Source organism: Vibrio sp. 2134-1 (assembly GCF_033339495.1).
This window is the reverse complement of sequence record NZ_JAWOUS010000014.1, coordinates 15,797-38,441: the sequence shown is the minus strand read 5'-3', so window position 1 is coordinate 38,441 and position 22,645 is coordinate 15,797. Positions and strand designations below refer to the sequence as shown.

18 protein-coding genes are annotated in these 22,645 nt (G+C 44.4%); 10 read left to right on the top strand and 8 right to left on the bottom strand.

Annotation, left to right across the window (positions count from 1 at the left end):
* Positions 1-45: 45 nt before the first annotated feature.
* Complete coding sequence (locus R7R78_RS15790; RefSeq protein WP_203345987.1) at positions 46-732, bottom strand: response regulator; 687 nt, start codon at positions 730-732, stop codon at positions 46-48.
* On the bottom strand, positions 729-2,348 hold the full coding sequence (locus tag R7R78_RS15785; RefSeq protein ID WP_225474001.1) for a sensor histidine kinase: 1,620 nt from the start codon (positions 2,346-2,348) through the stop codon (positions 729-731). The genes R7R78_RS15790 and R7R78_RS15785 overlap by 4 nt, the downstream gene beginning before the upstream one ends.
* 476 nt (positions 2,349-2,824) lie before the next feature.
* Between R7R78_RS15785 and R7R78_RS15780 the strand changes: the two genes are divergently transcribed.
* The 5 genes from R7R78_RS15780 (at position 2,825) to R7R78_RS15760 (ending at position 7,919) form a co-directional block, all read left to right on the top strand.
* A complete protein-coding gene (locus R7R78_RS15780) occupies positions 2,825-3,052 on the top strand; it encodes a hypothetical protein (protein ID WP_005377125.1) in 228 nt (75 codons plus the stop codon).
* A gap of 130 nt (positions 3,053-3,182) precedes the next feature.
* On the top strand, positions 3,183-4,598 hold the full coding sequence (locus tag R7R78_RS15775) for a TolC family protein (protein ID WP_053306992.1): 1,416 nt from the start codon (positions 3,183-3,185) through the stop codon (positions 4,596-4,598).
* A gap of 3 nt (positions 4,599-4,601) precedes the next feature.
* Entirely contained in the window at positions 4,602-5,582 is a 981-nt protein-coding gene (locus R7R78_RS15770; RefSeq protein ID WP_005377122.1) for an HlyD family secretion protein, read from the top strand.
* A 22-nt stretch (positions 5,583-5,604) separates the two neighbouring features.
* Positions 5,605-6,771 carry an ABC transporter permease gene (locus R7R78_RS15765; protein ID WP_225452410.1) on the top strand — a complete coding sequence of 389 codons (1,167 nt, stop codon included), beginning with the start codon at positions 5,605-5,607 and terminating at the stop codon, positions 6,769-6,771.
* The gene (locus R7R78_RS15760) at positions 6,768-7,919 is read left to right on the top strand and encodes an ABC transporter permease (RefSeq protein WP_213911270.1); all 1,152 of its coding nucleotides are present in this window, start codon (positions 6,768-6,770) and stop codon (positions 7,917-7,919) included. The genes R7R78_RS15765 and R7R78_RS15760 overlap by 4 nt, the downstream gene beginning before the upstream one ends.
* A gap of 286 nt (positions 7,920-8,205) precedes the next feature.
* On the opposite strand, the gene R7R78_RS15755 is transcribed toward R7R78_RS15760, so the two are convergent.
* From R7R78_RS15755 to aspT, 6 genes are all read right to left on the bottom strand, one after another.
* On the bottom strand, positions 8,206-9,114 hold the full coding sequence (locus tag R7R78_RS15755; protein ID WP_017634569.1) for a LysR family transcriptional regulator: 909 nt from the start codon (positions 9,112-9,114) through the stop codon (positions 8,206-8,208).
* A gap of 142 nt (positions 9,115-9,256) precedes the next feature.
* On the bottom strand, positions 9,257-9,685 hold the full coding sequence (locus tag R7R78_RS15750; protein WP_213899517.1) for a hypothetical protein: 429 nt from the start codon (positions 9,683-9,685) through the stop codon (positions 9,257-9,259).
* A 17-nt stretch (positions 9,686-9,702) separates the two neighbouring features.
* Complete coding sequence (locus R7R78_RS15745; RefSeq protein WP_213899518.1) at positions 9,703-10,872, bottom strand: patatin-like phospholipase family protein; 1,170 nt, start codon at positions 10,870-10,872, stop codon at positions 9,703-9,705.
* A 210-nt stretch (positions 10,873-11,082) separates the two neighbouring features.
* Positions 11,083-11,940, bottom strand: a complete 858-nt coding sequence (gene pdxY / locus R7R78_RS15740) for a pyridoxal kinase PdxY (RefSeq protein ID WP_005377109.1) — start codon at positions 11,938-11,940, stop codon at positions 11,083-11,085.
* A gap of 125 nt (positions 11,941-12,065) precedes the next feature.
* The gene (locus R7R78_RS15735) at positions 12,066-13,661 is read right to left on the bottom strand and encodes a bifunctional aspartate transaminase/aspartate 4-decarboxylase (RefSeq protein WP_225474000.1); all 1,596 of its coding nucleotides are present in this window, start codon (positions 13,659-13,661) and stop codon (positions 12,066-12,068) included.
* Between the two features lie 95 nt (positions 13,662-13,756).
* Positions 13,757-15,472 (bottom strand): aspartate-alanine antiporter, encoded by a 1,716-nt coding sequence (gene aspT, locus R7R78_RS15730; RefSeq protein ID WP_225473998.1) that lies wholly within the window; start codon positions 15,470-15,472, stop codon positions 13,757-13,759.
* Positions 15,473-15,897: 425 nt separating this feature from the next.
* Between aspT and R7R78_RS15725 the strand changes: the two genes are divergently transcribed.
* From R7R78_RS15725 to R7R78_RS15705, 5 genes are all read left to right on the top strand, one after another.
* Positions 15,898-16,110, top strand: a complete 213-nt coding sequence (locus R7R78_RS15725; protein ID WP_005377106.1) for a DUF1656 domain-containing protein — start codon at positions 15,898-15,900, stop codon at positions 16,108-16,110.
* Between the two features lie 10 nt (positions 16,111-16,120).
* Positions 16,121-16,984, top strand: coding sequence for an HlyD family secretion protein (locus R7R78_RS15720; RefSeq protein WP_047009848.1), 864 nt, complete (start codon positions 16,121-16,123; stop codon positions 16,982-16,984).
* 13 nt (positions 16,985-16,997) lie between these two features.
* Positions 16,998-18,353: an FUSC family protein gene (locus R7R78_RS15715; protein ID WP_225473996.1), complete on the top strand. Its 1,356-nt coding sequence runs from the start codon at positions 16,998-17,000 to the stop codon at positions 18,351-18,353.
* 302 nt (positions 18,354-18,655) lie between these two features.
* Entirely contained in the window at positions 18,656-20,311 is a 1,656-nt protein-coding gene (locus R7R78_RS15710) for a hypothetical protein (RefSeq protein WP_064354002.1), read from the top strand.
* Positions 20,312-20,520: 209 nt separating this feature from the next.
* Positions 20,521-22,560, top strand: coding sequence for a carboxylesterase family protein (locus R7R78_RS15705; RefSeq protein WP_225473995.1), 2,040 nt, complete (start codon positions 20,521-20,523; stop codon positions 22,558-22,560).
* The last annotated feature ends 85 nt before the right edge of the window (positions 22,561-22,645 follow it).

The window sequence follows — 22,645 nt, the reverse complement described above, 5'->3', positions numbered from 1 at the left end:
AATAAGCCATCGCTTTTTATTTTGCATAGAGCATCAATATAAACGCTACCGTGTCACTTTTTTATAGCACCTTTCTGGCCTACCAACAGAGCCATAGTTTAAATCAGCCTCTAGTTCACCAGTGCTGATAAGATACTCCAAATAGCGCCTTGCCGTTGTTCGGCTCACTCCGATTTTTTCACCTGCCTCATCAGCGGTCAGCGCAATGCCATTTAGGAACAACTCTCTGATCTTGTCTAGGGTTACACCATCAATCCCTTTTGGTAATCGGTTCGGCAAGTTGTCTTGATTGGCGTGAGACTGCAGCATTTTATCAACGAGGTTCTGATCCAAACTCTCCACGATGTCTAGTTGTTGGCGTTGGGACACATACTTTTTCAGTGCGGCATCTAAGCGTGGAAACATCACGGGTTTTAACAGGTAATCGACAACGCCACCCCTCATCGCCTGTTGTAATGTATCGACATCCCTTGCGGCTGTAATCAAAATGACATCACACGTTTGGTTACTTGCACGCAGTGTATTTAGTATCTCAAGCCCTGTGCCATCGGGAAGATAGACATCCATCAATAGTAAATCTGGCTTAAGAATGTCGAGTTGCATTTCTGCTTCCATTCTCGTGGTCGCAATTCCAACCACTTCCAAACCTGTCAGTTGGCTTAAGTATTTGTGGTGCAGCTCAGCAATAGCCAGATCATCTTCAATGATCATTACGCGAGTCGCCATACTCATAATTGTTCTTCCTTGGGTAAGTACACCGTTATTCTTGTCCCATAATTTGTATTGGGTATCATCTCAACATGGCCGTGATATCGAGTAGCAAGCTGATTGACAAGGTGTAACCCAACACCTCGATTTTGACGAGATTTCGTCGAAACGCCTTTTGTAAATAATGTTTGTGGATCCATTGTTTTTGGGAGGCCACAGCCATGATCTATCACCTCAAGTATCACTTCATTTCCGTAATCGCTAACGGACACATCAATGTTTCTGCGTTCTGACGCAACATTTGATTCATCGCGAATTGAAGTTAACGTGGCATCGAAAGCGTTATCAATCAAATTACCCAAAATTGTGACTAGGTCTTCCGAATTTAGCCACTCAGGCAGGGGCTCCAGACGACTGCCTTCCTCAACCACCAGTTGTAAGCCTAACTCGCGAGCACGTTCAGTTTTTCCAAGCAACATACCTGCAATTAGCGGGTCTTTAACGGTATCTCTTAAAAACTCAATCATTGCCTGATAGTGTGCGGTTTCTTGTCCAATTAACTTTTGCACCGCATCAAGTTCACCCATTTGTACGAGCCCACTAATGGTGTTGAGCTTATTGCGATGCTCATGGGTCTGCGAACGTAACAAATCTGCATACTCCTTGGTTTGTGATAGCTGCTCGGTTAGATCATTGATTTCATCCCTTAAACGGAAACTCGATACCGCCCCCACGATTTTTCCATCAACATAAATTGGAGAGCGATTTGCAATCAGGCGCTTATGATTAAGGAATATTTCAATATCATGATCTTCCTGCCCGCTTTCTAACACTGTATATAGATCGCTATCACGCAGCGTGTCAGTCAAAGGTTTATTGAGCGCTGATTCTCTATCAATACCGAGAATCTGGCAGGCACTACGATTTATCGAGCGAAGTATCCCTTGGGCATCAATGCTTAACACGCCCTCTTTGATGGTGCTCATCGTCACTTCTAATTCGCCGTACAACCGCCCTATCTCTTCAGGCTCAAAGCCTAAAATGGCGCGCTGAAACTTTCTCGACGCATAATTGGATACAATGGCATTAGCGACGACAACTACGATGACCATTAAAATCAAAAAGGCCAAAAATGGTTCGATGCGGTCTTGCAGTCGGTCGAGCAAATAGCCAACCGAAACCACACCAATGATGTTCCCTTGCTCGTCAAAAATCGCAGCTTTACCACGAACTGAATAACCTAACGAGCCCTGTGCCGTCGAAACATAAGACAATCCCCGTTCTAGCGCTCGACGATTGTCGCCACCTCTCATTGGCTTGCCCAACCGCTCATCAACAGGGTGGATTAAGCGTACTCCCTTATGGTCGCCAATAACGATGAAAGCAGCACCTATGGCTTCGGTTAATTCTCTAAAGCGAAGTTGGTATGGCTGGGGGTTTTGGGTTTCGATCATTTCACGAACAACCGCTGAGTTCGCTAAAAAACGGGCAACACCCAGTGCTTTTTCTCCCATTTCTTGCTCTTGATTGATTTTGAGATAAGTGAACCCCGCGGCGACAAGCAATAACAGCTCTATCAACCCCGATAGCGTCATGATAATGAGCATCCGCTTACGAAAGCTGATGGTTTTCCAACTCATTGATACATCCTTGTGATTCACTCTTGAGCGTAACGTTAACACTCAGTTAACAGCATGACGTTGTCGCGGTGATAAATCTGTGAGGAAGGCAAACAAACCGCAGAGTTTACGGTTAATTAATCGACGAGCTGAAACATAAAATTACAACCATTCACCAAATTTAGCATTCCTCTCTGATACTCAATTCCATACATAAATTGCCCTTAAAATCATGATCGCGATCACATCGATTTTAGCGGTTTTTGAGGCGTTTTTAGACTTTACAACGTATAATTTTTAATCAACGAAACCAATGAGAGTTTCGGTTTGAAAGCAGTGAAGCTGGAAGTCTATTAAAAGCTCAACATTGATGTCAGTGGTTTGGACAAAAATAAAACAAAACACAAATACTGACTATATGACAAACACTTAGACACCATCTGAAAACTGGAAAACTATAAACAGAGGTGCATTTATAGTTAGAAGGAACACCAAACATGGAACGCGATACCTTTGGAATATGCCTGAATAAGGCGATGCTGTCAGAGAATATGTATTCAACATTTACACACGTCAGGGCTTATGAAAAAAACGGAGGCGGTACTTCTGATCTCAAAGTCCTGTTATCGTTCCCTCAAATGAGTGGAAAAGATCTATTGAATACGATGCGAGGTTCTCGTCAGCTCGAGTGGAGAGCGGAGTTTCACTGTCCATATACGAAATAAATTTGTAACATCTCCCGCGCCCAGCACAAATATGACTGGGCGCATACTACTGCCCAATTTTCCCTCCTACTTAACACGCAGTTACGAATCCTTTATATTAGAGCTAATACTCTACGACAAAGCAGCCATTATGAAAAAAACAGGAAAGTTTTGGATACTGGGCTTACTTAGCAGCTCGATTTCCCTTGCCTGTCATGCGGCACCGATCACTTTTGATACCGCATGGCAGCTATTGCTAGAAAACAACTATTCTCTTAAAGCTCAACGCTCAAACGTCGAGAACTACCAATACCAAGAGAGTGCCACCAGCAATCTCAACTTACCTCAAGTTACCATTGGCGCGAATTACACGCGTTTAGATACCGATATCACGCTTTCGGGAAAACAGATTCTAGACAGCACAGGAGCACACATTAACGTACCTCCTGCTTTTCAGCCTATTTTTGGTGCCTTAGCTAATACCACTTCGACCATAACCGAGCGCGATATTTTCTCTTCGTCTATTCGTGCCATTTGGCCAATTTTTACTGGTGGTAGAATTTCTGCGGCTCAATCAGCAGCAGAAGGCAAAACGGATGAGGCGAAAAGTCAGCTTTTAATGGAACAACAAGCGCGTTTTGAAGATTTATCGAAGTACTACTTTTCTGTCGTACTGGCAAAGGAAGTACTCGCAACGCGGCAAGCGGTTGAAGCTGGGCTAAAAAAGCATCGAGATTTTGCCATTAAGCTTGAAGAGCAAGGACAAATCGCGCACGTTGAGCGCCTGCAAGCCGAGGCTTCTTTAGATAAAGCATCCGTAGAAACACGTAAAGCTGCCAGCGATTTGAGTATCGCTCAGGCTGCATTAGGTAAATTACTCGCACAAGATGACGCCGTAGAGCCCGCTGAATCTTTGTTTATCAACGACAGTCTTCCCCCTCTTAGCGCTTTTGTCGATCAAACGTTGCTTACCTATCCGGGGTTAGAACTTCTGAGCGCTAAACACAAACAAGCCTCTAGCTTAATCAAAGCAGAAAAAGGGAAATACTACCCTGAAGTTTATCTTTACGGCGACTACAGCTTGTATGAAGACGATTCTCTCGCAAGCCAAATGAAGCCTGACTGGTTAGTTGGTGTTGGTGTCAGCATTCCACTGATTGAATCATCAGGGCGAAGCGAAAAAGTCAAAGCCGCTCAAAGCGTCGTCTCGCAGGTCGACTCATTAAAGTCCCAAGCCAAACAAGACTTATCGCTGTTAGTCCAAAAGACATACTTGGAGGCTCAGCAAGCCATTGATGAAGTACAAGGGCTCGCATCTAGCATTGAACTCGCTAACGAAAACCTGCGCTTGCGTGAAAAAGCATTTACTCAGGGTCTGTCGTCTTCTCTGGATGTTGTGGATGCACAACTTTATGTCGCGAGTATAGAAACACAACGTTCAGCGGCGCGTTTCCGCTATTTAATATCTTTAACCAAGCTACTCGCATTGAGCAGTGAAATGAACAGCTTCGAACAATATCAAAATACCGCTTATATCCCTGCTTCAACATCCAAAGAGGTGAAATAAATCATGGCAGCTAAATCACTAAAACCCGTTTTACTCTCACTTTGTGCTTTGGGTGTTGCCTCTTGGGTTGGGTATCAATTTTACCAAGCCTATCAACCAGAACCGATCCGCTTACAGGGATTAATTGAAGCCCAGCAATACAGCATTTCCTCAAAAGTCCCAGGGCGTATTGATGAGGTCATGGTACGTAAAGGCGACGATGTAGAGAAAGGTCAGCTTATTTTTACCCTTCATAGTCCTGAAATTGAAGCGAAGTTAGAACAAGCAAAAGCAGGTGAAAAAGCGGCGGACGCCTTAGCTCAAGAAGCTGAGAAAGGCGCACGTGAGCAACAAATCCAAGCAGCAAAAGATCAGTGGATGAAAGCCAAAGCCGCTGCGAATTTAATGGAAAAAACCTACAATCGTGTGAATAACCTTTATAACGATGGCGTGGTTGCAGAACAAAAACGCGATGAAGCTTTAACTCAGTGGCAAGCAGCGAAATACACAGAAAGTGCCGCGTTTCAAATGTACGAAATGGCAAAAGAAGGCGCTAGAAGTGAAACCAAAGTGGCTGCGGCGGAAAAAGCGCGCATGGCATCAGGTGCCGTAGCCGAAGTAGAAGCGTACGCGAAAGATACTCAGATCTACAGCTGGTTTGACGGCGAAGTCTCTCAAGTTCTACTTCAAAGTGGTGAATTAGCACCTCAGGGCTTCCCGGTTGTTACTGTGATAGATACAGAAGATGCCTGGGCGACACTTAATGTGCGTGAAGATTACCTTCAACACTTTAAAAAAGGAGCAACCTTTGATGCCTATTTGCCTGCCTTAAACAAAAATGTTGAGTTCAAAGTAACGCATGTTGCCGTTATGGGTGACTTTGCAACGTGGAGAGCAACCGATGCTTCTCAAGGTTTTGATCTTCGTACCTTTGAAGTAGAAGCTCGTCCAGCTCAACCCGAACCTGAACTGCGTATGGGAATGAGTGTTGTCGTTGAACTTTAATCACAACCACTAGGTTAATGCTATGACGATTAAGATTTCACAGCGGCATATCTTACGACGAGACAAGTGGTTGCTTTCGTGCCTTACTTGGATACCGATTTTGCTCGCGATGATGATTTGGGGAGTGTTCTCTGCGGGCATTGCCCGGGATCTGCCAATCGGTGTGGTTGATCTACAACATTCCCAACTTTCTCGAAAGCTCATTCAATCTTTGGATGCGTCGTCGAGTCTGGCTGTCAACTATCACTACACCAGTGCAAGCGAAGCAAAAAATGCGATGATTGAAGGCGATATCTACGCTTACGCGGTCATCCCATCTAAGTTCGACCAAGATATTCTCCAACACCGCCAACCTCAACTTTCTGTCTTTTACAACAGTCAGTACATTTTGGTAGCGAAACTGATCAACTCTGCCGTTGCGCAAGCACAAGGCTATTTCGACGCTCAGGTTGAAGTAATGGGAAACTTGGCTAAGGGTAACACCACAACGTTAGCAGCGGCTGGACAAGCTGTACCCGTGTCGACACAAATAACCGCATTATTTAACCGTAACAATAACTACGCACAATTTTTGGTAACGGCTATCGTGCCAGCCATTTGGCAAATATGTATTGTAGTAAGCACTATTTTGATTCTTGCCGCGCACTTTCGCATTTATGGTGGAAAGAATGGCTTTGCATTTTTGGGCGAAAAGCCATACGCCAGGCTCACTACCTTATTAAGTCAGTACATTCCGGTCTTTATGGCGCAAGGTGCGTTGTTCTTGTACTGGTTTTATTCCGTGCTTGATTGGCCAATGGAAGGCAGTTTTGTGGTTATGCTATTAGCACAATTGGCGACGGTTATCGCCTGTATCATTATGGGAGCGTTGTTCTTCTTCTTGTCGATGGATCCTGCACGTGCGATGAGTTTTGCTGGCGCATTTACGGCTCCAAGCTTCGCGTTCATGGGAATTACATTCCCAGTTTCTGACATGAACACGCTCGCTTATGCATGGCGTTCATTATTGCCGATTACCCATTACATTGAAGTACAAGTGAGTCAAGCAAGCTATGGAGCATCGGCCGCGCAATCTTTAAGCTCGCTATGGCCTATGATTGGTTACGTTATGCCTCTGCTCATTACCGCAGCCTTGATGGGTAAACATCGAACAGCTTCATCAACACGCCAAGCGAAGGAGGCGGTATGACATTGTGGCAACTGATTAAAGCGGAACTTAAGGCCGTTCTAACCAATCCAGTCGTTACGTTGACCGTGTTTGGTGGTGTCGTATTTTACTCGTTTTTATACCCTTTGCCTTATGCACAACAAACGCCTCGTGAACAACCAATCGCGATTGTTAATCTAGATGGTAGTCAGACGAGTTTAAAGCTGGAACGTATGGTTGATGCCACCCCACAAGTCAACGTAGTCACTCGACTTCATACGATTGCCGATGCAAAGCAAGCATTTTTACAACGAGAGATCACCGGTTTTTTAGTCATACCAGAACACTTTTACAAAGACCTAATGCTAGGTAAAAGCCCGACTCTGGCCTACGCTGCGGACGCCTCGTATTTTCTCGTGTACGGAACCGTGGTAGAAGGATTGGCCCAAGCGGGAGGCACATTAGGGGCCCAAGTGAAAGTCAGTAAAATGGTGATAGATGGTGTGCCCATGAGTATGGCTAGCCATAATTACTCTGCTATTAAGCTTAATATGAAACCGACGTTCAACCCAACCATGGGTTACATCGAATACGTAGTTCCGGCAGTATTTGTTCTGATTTTACAACAAACGTTGATCATGGCGGTTGGATTGCAAACGGGAACACAGCGTCATGGTCGTGGCTATTGGTCACAAGTATCAACGGGATCGCTGCTGCTTGTGAGAACGTTAGTATTTGTGGCAATTTATTATTTACTCGGCGCCTATTATTTTGGTTTTAGCTTCGAACGCTTAAACGTAAACCATATCGCCAACGCGGGCGAATTGCTGGCTATGTTGTTACCGTTCTTTTTAGGTTGTTGCGGACTAGGCTTCTGGCTAGGTTACTTATTACCTCGGCGTGAACTTGTCACCTTAGTCGTCTTAGTGAGCTCTATGCCGCTCATTTTCTTGGCTGGTTTTATTTGGCCGATTGAAGCCATACCTACTCCCTTACTATGGATTGCTGATTTAAGCCCAAGCACTTGGGCGATCAAAGCTTTCTTAGCGCTAAACCAAATGGGGGCAACCTGGCAACAAGTCGCTCTACATTGGACGGCACTTTGGTCACTCACTGTGCTTTGGGGTAGCGTTGCGTACTGGATTGCTAAGCGAAGTAACAAGCCAGTTGTAACAGAGAGCTTGGGGTGACAGCTGACATTTTCTATTACTATAAAAAAAGCCGGGTAACTAAACCCGGCTGAAAATCTGCGTCCTTGCAGCGGACATATGGTAAAAACACTTTTTGCTCTGGGCTTACCCATTGAGCGAGATTAGATTAAGCCAAAAACTATGGACTCCATACTCTCATATAGAGGGTTATATCCTTCCAATAGACATTAGTCTTCGCTAGAAAGATAACGTTTTTCAGACACAAAAAAACAAGACTCACATTGAGTCTTGTTGTTGATAGGGATGAGCAGGATACATGTCGCCGCTAAGTCATATCACGGATTATTTTCTCTCGGTATTCTGTAACGACCTTCATGATTGAATTTTTTACATCACCAACTTGCTTAGAGGGTTGGCACCATAGGCCAAAACCAAACTTAAAACCTTCCAATAATTCAGAAGCTTCCACTGGCTCTATATGATTATTAGAAAACTCCGAATGGGCAAACGTTCTGGGGAGAATCGCCCATCCTAAACCTGCTTCAACCATTTTCACTACAAGGGCCAATTGGTCGACCTCTTCATGGTTCGAACTTACGATGACTTTTTCGCCCATTCCCTCTTCAATAAGAGACCGCAGTACAAATTGTTTACTATTCCTCAAGGCTGTCAATACTCGATCTGGTGCCATAGAAGCGAGTTCACCACCTTTCTGGACGAAAGGAACAAATTCAAAATGACCTAAAAACGTCGCATCCAGACTATGTATTGCTCGACTATCATGCACATTGACAATACCGAATTGATAATCACCATTCTGTAAACCCTCTTTAATTTCGTTGCGATTACGAACAAGAAAGTTAACTCGCATCATCGGAAAATCTGCTGCTAATTGAATACGAAGCAATACAAGAAAACGGTGTGGTATAGCGCTTGAATAGGCGATACTAACATTCTCTAACCCACCGTAAGCTAGACTTAATGCGACTTTATCGAAAGTACGTGCTTGTTCGATGGTTTGCTTAGCATAGTGGTAAAGAAGATGACCATCTTCTGTCGGTTCTACCGAGCGCCCCACTCGCTCAAACAGGTTGACCGCCAGTTGATCTTCAAGATTGGTAATCACCTGCCCTATTGTGGTTCGGTGCTTATTGAGTTTGACCGCCGCCTTACTAAACGAAAGCTGTTCATAAACGGTTACGAACGCGAGAAGTTGTTCAAAACTAAAATTCATAGGTTGTGCTTACTTTTTAGAGTTATCTAATTAAATTACCACAAGATCGTAGAATTGCTACTTGGTAACGGAAACAATCTGCGTTTGAATTCCTTCTCGACGACACAAAAAAACCTACTAGCTTCAGTAGGTTTTCTCTAACTTAGTTGTACTCAACGACACGAGCTAAATAGTTGAATTCTCCTGAGTCACCATGGTAATCGCGGTAGACATCGACACTGAAATATTTAGGTTGATCAGCGTAAATGTGGTCAACGACTTTTTGCTCAAGTGACTCCAACGTTTCACCGGCCTGAGAGTACACGAACTGCTTGTTCACTTTTTCCAATTTACGTTGTTTCGCTTCTTTGTGTGACACATAGTTGTTGATCTCTTCCCACTTTCCCACGAACTCGACCGCCACGTAACTCGAGTTCTCGTCAATCATGATAAAGGCTGCACCTTCTTCTTTGATTGCAGACAGTTGCTGCATATCACTATCCACTTTTTGCTGGTCAAGATGGGCTCCACTTTGGGCGAATGCAGTCGCGGAAGCGGTAAGCATCATGAGTGTAAGAACGGCTTTTTTCATTGTATCGTTTTCCTGTATTAAGGGAGTTCAGTTACCCAAAGTTGCCCTTGGGTGGCTTTTTTGAATCCATATTCGTAAATCGTCAGCAAGTAGCGGTGATCGAACATATCTTTCGTTACTTTGGCGTATCTGAAATCTTGATCAATGTAGGTAAACTGCATCTCGATATCGTTGATTTCACTGATGTATTTCATTCGATAGAGATCACCACGAGTTTGCGCTAGCGTAAGGCTTGAGACACTTTTCGATACCAAGTCCAAACCTTTGTCTTTTAGTGGACGATACGGCGCTTTTAACGCACCATTGCGAATCACATCCAACTGAGGCGCTTTTTCTAACCCCAAAGCATCTGAGATTTGTTGATAGTTGAAGTTAGACGGATTAAAGAACACCTGCGCTGCGAGACCGCCATCTACGTGTAACTCCTCAAGTGTTTCTCCATCATGTTCAACATCGATAAATTGTGGAGGGAAAACACCAGGGATCGATGCGCTCGCAGCAAGCACCTTGTAAATAAGTTCAGATTTGTCTGCTAAATCACTGTTCGCAATCGCACCAATATTCCAAATCACCAGTTCGCCTGAATCAAAATGGGTACTGCCAATAAAGAGGCGTTTACCATTGCGGTGTTGCTGCGCCATCGCCTCGATCATGGGCTCAGGGTAAGCGTCTGCGATGAATTCATAGAGGTTCTCACCATCGGTAAACGCGTCCTTAAACAGGGTATTTAAGAAGTTCTTCTTACCCAAAATATTCTTATCATTGATGTTGAGCATGACTTCTTTCATCTTTGGCATCGCATCACCGCCAATGAAAACAAAAGGAGCGATTAGGGCACCCGCACTGACTCCAGTAATGATGGCATAATCTTTTAGCTCCCCCTTTTCCTGTAGCCCCATCAAAACGCCGGCCCCGTATGCGCCGTTTACGCCACCACCCGATAAGGCCAAAATATTGAGCTGTTCACCCTCTACTTTGATCGGTGTGGTTTGATTGTGCGCTGAGTAGAGAAAATCCGGCGCTTCATTGGCCCACATTCGAAGTGGCTCATTTGGTGTCGAACTCGCGATCTCGACATCTTTATAGTTGCTTTGAGAAACACGAACATCCAGCGTATGGGGTGAACTACAAGCTACTATCAGCAGCGAAAGTACAACCGTCACACCAGAGGAAATTAAACGATTCATAATCAGTCTCATTTAATGTTCTCTGGCGTATGACCAGAGACTCAGTTTGAAGTTAATTGGGTCAAAATGAAGTCCGTTTCGTTGTGTGGAGTTACTATAGCTAGGCACGGCTAAACCCCATAATCGCGATTGTAGGATGCTATCCATCAAAGCAATTATGCCAAGTTTCTATATGCTAACTTTACGCTTCTCCGTTAATTAGGTACTGCGCTAAGCAATTTTCACGACGTTGAACTCATGCGTCGGTTCGACAAATTCGTATTGGGCATTGATCGTCTGTAGCTCCCATGTGCCATAGCCTTTGGTGATCTCCAATACACCGTAAACGGCGTTATGTGTATGACGAAAGGCTGCGACAGGAGACATCTTCTTCACCAAACAAGAAGTAAAAATCGCAGAAATCAAATCACCGACACCGACTGGCTGCATAGCAAATTCAACACTAGGGCGTTGGGCCAAATAGCTTGCTTTCGGCGTGGCTAAAATCATACTGAAGGCGTCATCTGTTAGTGCATGCAGATGTTTCACCAATACCATTTTCGGTCCCAGCTCTAGGGCTTTTTTACATGCAGTGACCGCATCATAAAGAGAGTCAATTTTCACACCTGTTAACTCGCTCAGTTCAAACTGGTTAGGAACAATCACATCAGCGATGGGCAACAAGCTATGGCTTATCGCTTCTTTGACACCGTCTGCCACAATGCAACCTTTGTCTGGATCACCCATAACTGGGTCACACACATACAGTGCACTATGGTTACGCGATTTGACTAAACTTACCGCTTCGGCCACCGCTCGACATTGCTCTGCGCTGCCTTGATAACCGGACAGTATCGCGCCACATTCGCCTAACTTCTCAATGTTATCTAAGCCTCTCATTAGAGAATGAATTTCATCTGCCCCAAACTTCTGTCCAGTCCAACCTTGCTGGTACTGAGTGTGATTTGAAAACTGAACCGTGTGAATTGGCCAGACTTCGAGGCCCATTCTCTGCATCGGGAAGACGGCAGAACTGTTTCCTGCGTGGCCATAAACCACATGAGATTGAATAGAAATAATGCTTTTCATAAGTCACTCTTAATTGAGAAGTTTGTTAGCTTGGCGACTAAATAAACACAATATCGCGCACTGTGCTTATTTGGTCGGAATAGCCTCGACAACGCCGAGACTTATTCTTAATCAGGCTGGATTAATTAGCCTTGGAATTCAGCAAAGTACTCATCCAACACTTTGCGTGTTGCACGACCGATAAGCTCGTATTCGTGGTGAGTAAGGTTTGCTAGTGAAACTCGAACTGATGCGTGTACTACATCGAAGCCTTGGCCTGGAAGTAGGATAACGCCGGTTTCATGTGCAAGGCGGAACAGGAAGTCTTTGCCTTTCTCGCTCGCTTTGAACCATTCAACGAAGGCTGGTCCGTACAATTTGCCGCCCAGAGTGTCGAGCTCAAGCAGTGTGTAGTAGTCCACACGATCTTTGTTTTCTTCAATTTCTACACCCATGTTTTTGTACAGAGTTTTGTAACGCTCGCGGATGATGCGTTTACATGCTTCTTTGTAGTTTTGTTCCGAGTCCATCAAGCAGTTCAAAGAGAACAGCGCCATTTGAACTTGTTGAGGAAGAGACAAACCTGCTGTGTGGTTAAGCGCTACGCTGCGGCTATCTGCTACGATACGGTCAATAAACTTAATCTCACGAGGTTCCGGAGTCAGCGTTTTGTAACGATCGTCCAACTCAAGTTGACGCGCTTCAGGAAGGCTGCGCATTGCATCGTCAAACACGTTGTTGTGTTGAATTGCAATCGAGCCTAAACGCCAGCCTGTTGCACCGAAGTACTTAGAGAACGAGTACACACAAAGCGTGTTGTATGGCAGTTTCGCAAACAGTGAGACAAAGTCGTCCGCAAATGTGCCGTATACATCGTCAGTCACGATGAACAGGTCGCTACGTTCGTTGTTTACGAAGTTTGATAGGTTATCTAGAGTTTCGTCAGAGAACTTCACAGACGCTGGGTTTGCTGGGTTCACGACACAAAGCAGTTTGATGCCTGTATCTGCAAGCTTTTCGATTTCAGACATCGGCAGTTGCCATGTTGTCTCATCCAGACGTAGCTCAACGATCTCCAGTTCGTATTCACTCAGTTCTGGGATCTCTAGGTACGGCGTAAAGATTGGAGTGATTAGCGCTACCTTGTCACCTTTCTTCAACAAACCGTTGTTGAACATAGTTTGGAAGGTGTACGTCATAGACGCCGTACCGCCTTCAGTTGCAAACAGATCGAAGTCTGTCGTCATTGGCATTGGGCCGTACATCTCTTCTGCAATGTATTGCTTCACAACGGTTTCGATGTTCGTCAGCATACGTGGTGGCACTGGGTAGTTACATGCAAGGTATGCGTTAACCAGCTCATTCAAGAAAGCTTGTTTCTCTAGACCCAAACGGTCTTTTGCGTAGCTCAACGACTTTTCCAAGAACTGCACGCCTTGGTCTTTCTTATTGTCGTTTGCAAACGTGTCGAAACGCTCAACAATGCCCACACCATCAGGAATGCCACCGAAGCCACCATCTAGGTATGAGTAAGTGCGCTCGGCTTCCAATATTGCGAACTCACCCAAACGAATGAACGCTTTACGCGGTAGTGTCGCAAGAAAATTAGGATTACCACGACCTGCATCTAATAAAGCGCGGTCAGGAACAGTTTGTGCCACTTCAATTAGTTTATCTTTTAATTCAAATGGGCTTAAATCTGCTAATTTTGAAAAATCAATTGTTGTGTTTTGCGTAGTCATAATATTTACCTGAATCTATTATTTAGTAAAATTTGGATAATACTTCCCCTACCGCCTATTTAATTAGGCGATAAGAGTGTTCGAATTTATTTAAATTACATGCCTGCGTTTAAAGTAATAATGCCGACAATAATTGGACCCCATAGGGTGAGCAGTACATTGGCGACTGCATAAGTCACGGTGAATGAGAATACTGGCGTTGCATTACCTGTTTTTTCCATTAAAGCCGCAAATGCTGGGTTTGCACTTCGTCCACCTGTAACACAGCCAAGTGCTTCAACTGGATTCTTAATCTTCAATACAAAATATGAGAAGAAGAACGAAATAATCTGAGGGATAATCGTTACACCCATGCCAAGGAACAACAGAGACATACCGTGTTCTTTGATGGTGTCGACCGCTTGAGGCCCAGCCTCAAGGCCAACAATGCCCACAAATGCTGCCAAACCGAAATCTCGAATAAAGTTCGCGGCACCCATAGGAAACTGAGCAACATGCGGATTGCGGCTACGCAACCAACCGACAATCAAACCTGAGATCAAACAACCTGCACCAGAACCGATAGTGACGGGAATACCAGCAATCTTAAAACTGATTAGACCAATTAATAGGCCAACCACCATGCCCATACCAAGCACGACTAAGTCAGTCACGTTTGCTGAGCCCATTCGCTGACCAATGTTTTTCTCAACGCGATTGATGTCTTTTGCGGTACCTGTAAGCTGGATGACGTCGTTTTTCTTCACCACAAGATCCGGCGTCATTTCGATAGAGCTGCCTTCACGAATGTAATCCGTCACATAAATACCGCGCATAGAGCCTTGGTTCGAAGCCTCTTTAATTTCTTGCAGCGACTTACCAATCAGTTTGCGGTTGTCTGCGATCAGTTGACGGTTTTCTTCAATAACTTCATAGCCTTCTGGAAGTGCAATCTCATTGTCAGCCAAACCATCTTGCAGCTGATGCACTGCATTACGGCGACCTGTTACGACAATGACATCCCCTTCTTTCAGGGCTGTGAATTTGTCCACGTCTAGCACTTTGCCATCGCGTTGAATCAATTCAATACAAGCAGCCAGAGCGTGTTGGTTTAACTGAGCTAAGGTTTTGCCTGCTAGCCCACCATCTTTGCTCACTTTAAATGCTCGTGTAACCAGCGCTGTGACAGCGTTGAACTCACCCGGCGCTAAATCACGCTTACCATTTGAATTTTTCTCTTCTAGAGCAATCGCTTCTGCTCGGATATCCCACTTCATCAGTGTTGGGAATACCCATGTCACCATCAGAATTGGACCAAGCGAACCAAAGATGTACGTAACTGCGTAGCCTACTGCGACATTGGTCTGCATTAGGTGCTTAGCTTCTTCTGTCACACCCCCAAGACGTGCGATCGCATCACCCGCTGTACCGATGATTGCCGATTGAGTCAAACCACCAGCTGCAAGGCCTGCTGCCGTACCTCTGTCTAGATCGAACATCCAAGCTGCTGCTAGTACACAAAGCAGGCCAGACACCGTCATCACTACAGCGGAAAGTAGAATGTTGATGGTTCTAAAGTTCAATGCTTTGAAGAACTGCGCACCACCTTGATACCCTACAGCGTAAATAAAGAGCGCAAAGAAAATGCTTTTTACGCCGGGATCAATATGAACACCAAATTGCCCAATAATTACACCCATTAATAATGTTCCGGCAACACCGCCAAGAACAAATCGACCAATGGTAATTTTACCTACCATATAACCGAGAGAGAGCGTAATAAAGAGAGCAACAAATGGTGCCATGTCAAAAAGGTTAGAAATAATTTCCATGACAATTTTACTCTTACTAATAAATATAAAACTCAAATAATCTAACGAATAATCTGTCACTCATATTTGTTGGATTATTTAATTTAAAAGCATCTCGTTTGCTTCGAAGCGAATATTAGAAACAAAACCTCACAACTCGTAATCCCATTTGAAGGATGAAACCATCACTTCGCATATTCAAAAGCAAACATTGAACAATAATTGTCGAAAATTTAATAACTTAGTGGTATTAAATGAGCATCAAATAAATTGGAAAATAAATTTATTTTTATGTTCACTGTCCAAAAAGCTACTTTGTTGCGCTATTCCCTCTATATAGCGCATGACACCTTTCTCTTGATGGATTAGATCCTACAAAAGCGATTATCACTGATGCCATCACTTGCCTTATCTTTACATTCATCAAGTTAATAGAGAAAAACACCATGAACTCAATGCCACATGAACTTGTGTGGGGCGAAGTTTACTTCCCTCCCTTGTTGCTGGTTATTGCATTGGCTTACATGCTCACCATTTTGGTTGGAACCGTTGCAACAAAACTGGGACTCCACAAATACGTTGCATTTCCTGCGCTCGCTGAGCTAAGCCTAATTGTGATTTTTACTGGCGTTATTGGTCGATTCATTACCATATTTTGAGGCAAATTCCGTGATAAAACGTTATCTCATCACACTGCTACTACTGTGTTCCGCTGGCACCGTGATTTTCAGCTACTACCAATCATACACTGACAACCCATGGACTAGAGATGGCCAAGTTAGCGCGCACATCGTTTCTATAACCCCCCGCGTGACAGGACAAATCATCCAAGTCTACGTTGAAGACAATTCGCAAGTGAAACAAGGCGATTTGCTGTTTGAGATTGACCCAAGCATCTATAAAGCGGCGTACCACAAAGCGCTAGCAGCTCAAAAGCAAGCCATTGCATTACTAGCAAAGGCCAAAAATGAAGAGCAGCGAGCACTTAAGTTAGAAAAGCGCACACCTGGCGCTGTACCTGTACTGACATTGAATAACCTAGACAATGCGGTGGAGACAGCCGTTGCCAACGTAGAGCTCGCGAAAGCCAATGTTGAAGAAGCCAAGCTAAACCTTGATTACACAAAAGTTTATGCGCCAACGAATGGTTATATCACTAATTTGAACTTACGCGTCGGCTCTCAAGTCGTCGCTAACTCCCCAGTCGTGGCTTTGATTGATGAAGACAGCTTTTGGATCGAAGGATATTTCAAAGAAACGGATTTAGTTGGCGTTGATCCACAAGATAAAGCCTACGTGACCTTAATGATGCACAATGAAGCTGTGCTGGAAGGAAAAATCAAAAGCATTGGCTACGGCATTGCGAAGCAAGATGGTAGTACTGGTAACGATCTTTTGCCCAATGTGAACCCTAACTTTCAGTGGATACGCTTAGCTCAACGCATTCCAATTAAAGTTAAATTAGATCACTTACCGAAAGATTTTCAACTACGTGTTGGTATGACGGCCTCTATCAAAATCATCAAACAATAATGCGGTGGAATGTATGTTTAATGCCTCAACCAAAGAAGCAATCAAAGCTGCGCTGTCTATCGTTATCGCGATCTGCCTTGCCTTATGGTTTCAATGGGAGAAACCGTATTGGGCAGCGATCGCAGTCGCGGTAATGGCATTAAATGAAAGCTTCGCTCACTCAATAAACAAAGGTCATAATCGCTTATTAGGAACCCTCCTTGGCATCGGTTATGCCTTTTTCCTCATCACGACGTTTTCTCAAGATCGCTTTTTGTTTCTCACCTTCTTCACCTTGTTTTTAGGTGCGTGCATTTTTATGTCGAGCGACGAAAAGTATGGTTATGTGTTCTCTATCGGCTTTGCTGTGTGCTCCATCATCGCATGTATGGGAGGATTTGATAGTCAAGCAACGTTCCACTTCGCTGTTCTTCGCATGCAAGAGACGATTCTTGGTGTAATCACGTTTTCTGTTGTGTACCGATTAGTTTGGCCAGTCAGTACAGAACAAAACTTCATTCAACGTTTTGAGGCCAGCAGAGAGGCGATGCTTAACGCTATGAAATCGCCCAATGATATAGATATTGACGCTCTTGAGACCAACAGCGCCAACATAGAAAAGTTATTCCAACTGGTCGGCTTACCACTTACTGGCAGCTACCACTTGAAAGAACATCGTCAGCTATGGCGTGCACGTTTAAATGAGATGGCACAAATCCAAGACCGATTGCTAGAACAAGCAGATAAATCGCAAAGTCGTGAGATCGATTGGCCAACGCTAACGCAGCAACTTCAAAGCTTTGATATTAGAAATCCGAGTACGTCGCTCATTGGTCACGTTGCTTATGTCATGCAAAGAGAGAAAAACACGGTTTGGCATCACGAGCATCGAACGTTTATCCAGCATTTGAATGAAGACGGCAGAAAGGTACTGCAAGGTGTCTCCATGTTCGTCACTTCTTTGTTGATCTGGATTTATCTGCCCGTACCTGGAGGTTTCATTTTTCCGATGCTAGCAGGCGTGTTCTCTTCAATCGTTCCTACTATGCCACCAAGCATTATTAAAGATGCATTTTTTGGTGTGATAGGCACTGGCACGGTGATTCTATTGCAATACATTTTCATAATGCCAATGATGACCGAGCTTTGGCAGCTTGGGCTATTCTACTTCATCAACATCATCGTAATTTGGAAGGTATTTTCCACACCAAAACTGATGGTACACAGAATTCTAGGTATTAACTTATTGGTTGTCTTGACATCAGGAGCGCTCAATTTAACCCCAGCGTATCGAATTGAAACGCCCTTGCTGATGCTGGTAAACATTATGATCATTTTGATGATTACCAAGTTGTTTACTGATCTGTTTCGTGTTCGCGTTACGGTCTAAGCGTCACCTCCGTTCTTGAAACTAAAGCCCTGCATTGCTTCTGCTATGCGGGGCTGTTTGTTTGTGAGCTAGCCATTATTCCTCCGTAATCCATAAAGCGAGGATAGTATCCATCAAAAGCGATTAACGGTATTTCTCTTCACCTCATAAAATCCTCTCATTGATTCACGAAATGCAATCGAAAACTCTGCATTCACAACGTCAATCACAGCAAACACATCTATCTAACTGAACAAGAAGTTCAGTGACACATTAACTGTCTGAGTCTCGAAGGTTTGAGACTATTCAGAGTGGAAACTGTCATGAGTTTTTTTGAATTACGCGCCGGCAAGACGTCTTCTCTTACTGTGCTCGCGAGCGCACTAATGCTTACTACCCCCACTTTTGGCTTCGCCGCTGAAGAGACGACGACCTACAACGAAGTAATCGAGCAAGGCCGAGCGCTGTTCGACAAATACGGTATCAGTCATGATTTACCAAAACTGGCCATCAGCTCTCTAGTTCAAGGCGAACATTTGGTCGAGCATGCCCACCGAAGTGTTAAAATCGGTGATAGCGTTCGCGATTCGTCCGTCTACTTGGTTAAGAACACCGATAACAAAGGCAACATTGATCTGCGTATCAAGTACAACCCTGAACAACTCGATGAAAATGAAAAAGTACTTGATGAGATCGAAGCTTTCACACGAACAGAATACCGCCTTCGAAACTACGCGGAGAGTTTTGATCCGTCATCAGTAAGAGCCAAAGAGGATCAGAATGGTAATGTGATCATCAGTTTTAATTACTCAAAATACGGTCTTCCTCAAGATATCGCCTACTTTCGCTTTTTAAGCGTTGATATTGAGTTGGTTAATGGTGAACCGAAACGTATGGTCATTACCAACGATAAACCGTTCACACATCACAACTACCAAGTGGATTCTTACGATCAAGAGATCCTCTTCCAGAAGTTAGCGTCAGGCAAAATTGCGATTGCCAGTAAAAACACCAAGATAGTTGGTTCAAAGAAAAATAAACCCCTCGAAATGATGAGCAGCGTAAAACCGGTAGCGATTTATGAAGATAAGCTTGGCGTGCAAGTACTAGACGAAAAACGCTTGAATGAGGTCTCTGATCCACGCATGCAAGAAGCCAGTGTTAAGCTAGACCGAGTTTTTCCTTTAATGGGTGATATGGTTCGTCGTCAAGGTATCGATTTGCCTCTGCCGTTTGGTGTGTCGCTAGCGTATCGAAATCAAGATATGAATATTCCATTTAATGATTTCACGATTGAAGGCATCGGCCTTAATGAACTGTTTGATCCAGAAGACAGTGTCGGCATCGTGAGTGCTGAGAGCATGACGCTTCGTGGCGATGTAAACATCCTGCCATTTTGGAATGTATTTGGTTACATCGGAAAAGTTAATGTCGATGCCAATGTTGATGCCGCCTACACGGGTGAAGGTGGCCAGTACATAAAAGATAAGCTGAACGATAAACTGCCAGGATTAGGTGATAAGTTTTGCGATGGTTTATCTGCACTTTGTAGTCGCGGACGCCTAGACGTGCCGCTGCATTTGGAATATGACCTTCGTGGTATAGGTACAACCCTTTCGGTTGGCTATAAAGAATTCTTTGCTTCTGTCACTGGTACCTATTCGCAAACTCGCTTAAAGGGCTTAGATGATTGGGGCGATGGTATTGTTACTGTACAGCCGATGTTGGGTTATCAACTTGTCGATTATCGCACGCAGTTTTTTGTCGGAGCAGAATATCAAGGACTGGACGCTCGAATGGACGGGCATGTAAAAAGTGGTGATATCGAATTCGATTACGACATTGGTGTAGATCTTAATCAATGGGCGTTTTTGACTGGTTTCAATAAGCAAATCGGCAAAAACTACAACCTGACCTTTCTCTATAACAAAGGGGAAACTCGAGAGTCAGTAACCTTAAATCTTGGTTACCGTTTCTAGCTCTCATAAAGAGCCCACCCCTAGACGATGGTAGGACTGCATCCTACAAAGGCGATTACTGAAACTGTCGCCGATGTCCTACCATTTGAGCCATCAATACAACAAGCCATCCAACCATTCACGGATTAATGCCAAAGCGTCAGGACGTCGCTTGTTAGATGCCGTTTAACATTTTCGGTGTACGCACCAAATGACTTTTGGACATAACAATGACTTTACTCAATCGCTCAACTTTAGCCATTACCATCACTCTTGCCTTAGCAGCTTGCAGTGATGACTCTGGTAAACCTAGCGTTCCTAACGGCCCGAAGCCACTACAACCCTTACCACCAGAGCAAATCGCTTTGGAAATTGGCGATGCAACCATTCAAGCGACCAAAGAGTCCCTTGTCATCACGCCTCTTGATGCGGATGAAAAACTGGCAGCGGTAGAGGCGTTCAAAGGTATCCAGTTTGCGCAAGCAGACCGCTTTCAGCACAGCATTGCGGTCCCACTTGAAGGCGATGTTGATGCGACTCAGTTCGGTGATGCGTGTCCGCAATTAAAAACCACGACACAAACGCAATCAGAAAATTGTTTGAACCTAAACATTTGGCGACCTGCCGGGACAGAAGCGTACGCAGATTTGCCAGTTTATGTCTTTATTCACGGTGGAGACTTTGAATACGGCGCGGGCTCAGAACCGCTGATTCATGGTGATATGGTGGTTGCACAAGGTGCTGACGATGGTAACCCGTTTATTGCAGTTACTTTTAACTATCGTTTGGGCTTGCTAGGCAGTGTTTGGATCGATGGTTTGGACAACCCTGAGGGCGGTAACTTTGGTCTAGGCGATCAAAAACACGCGCTTGAATGGGTTCAACAAAACATAGAGGCATTCGGCGGCAATCCGCAAAACGTGACACTCATGGGTCAAGGTGCGGGTGCCATGTCGGTGGGAATTTTACAGCAATCAAAAGGCGATGCTGCAATCGCAGGTGAGCACTTTCAACGTGCCATCATGCAAAGCAACCCTTACGGCTTTGAATATAAAAGTTACGATGTTGCCAAGAGCCAAAGACCAGAGCAAAGCGTTGAAGATCTTGCGTTACTACCACTTGAAGAGATCATGAAGGTACAAAGCGAGATGCTTGATCCTATTCAACGTCTTAAGAACTGGATACTGACCGCCGTGAATATTCCGGTTATAAGCCCAACACGCGACAACAGCCCATTAGCTACATTGATGCCATTTGCGCCTTACATCGAGCATCGCCCACCAGCGTTTCTAGTGAAAGAAGTACCAGGCTATCACTTTACTGAGCAAGCCATTGAGAGTGAATGGATCGTACCAACGGTAATTGGCTCTAACAGCGCAGAAATCAATACTCTGGGCATGCTGCCGAGCCTGACATTTTTGATCCCAACTATCATTGAAATCTTGAGCCAAGAAGCACCAGAAATCATTGAAAGTGGTGACGAAACCTTAATCGTCGAATACATGGTGGAGTGGCTAGAATCGGAAACGAACTTAAACCGTTTACGCACCGAATATCGTTCATTACTCAGCGATTCAGCTTCAATTGAACTCGATCTTTCTGACTTATTGGAACTGCTGCCTTGCACCGCTTATGAGGCGATGACTAAGTTGTTCTTCGGTTTGGGGAACTCCGATTCAACCACGGAGTTACTTGCTCTGGCTGACTTCTTCCCTAACGATGAAAGCGAACTGAATGGCGCGTCCAAAAACATGCAGCAATTCAAAACCGCGTTACATGACTTGCTCTTCACGGGTCCAAACCGTCATAAAGTTTCAACTGAAGAAGCAACAGGAGCAACGCCAAGCTTTTACTACTTTGACTACACACCTAGATTCAACGTATGGACTTACAACACAAAAGGTGAAAATGGCGATCTCGACGTTGGTGATTTACTCAAAAGCATCAGTTGTATTGTGGGCGCTTGTAATGCATCGGAATTACCATTTGTGTTTAATAAAGCATTAAAGCTTGATGGTTCAAGTGTTCGTCCAGGTAGCAAAGACAAAGCAATGATGAACGAGCTCTCTCGTATGTGGTTTAGCGAACGTTTATTTGAGGACTTCCAATACAACAGCGCGACTGATCGAGTATTGCTGATCGATAACGATGGCGGTATTCAGTCCACACAAGACTGGGACAATGCTCATCACTCAGGCATCGATCCAAAACTGCGCCAAGGTCGGCTCAACGGTCTCGAGGAACTTGGGCTGATTCTGAGTCACATGTAACTTCATCCTCAGCCACTAAAAACTCGTTACCGAATACCTAAAAGCCAGTTCGCTGGCTTTTTTCATCCTCATTCCTTGAACATCA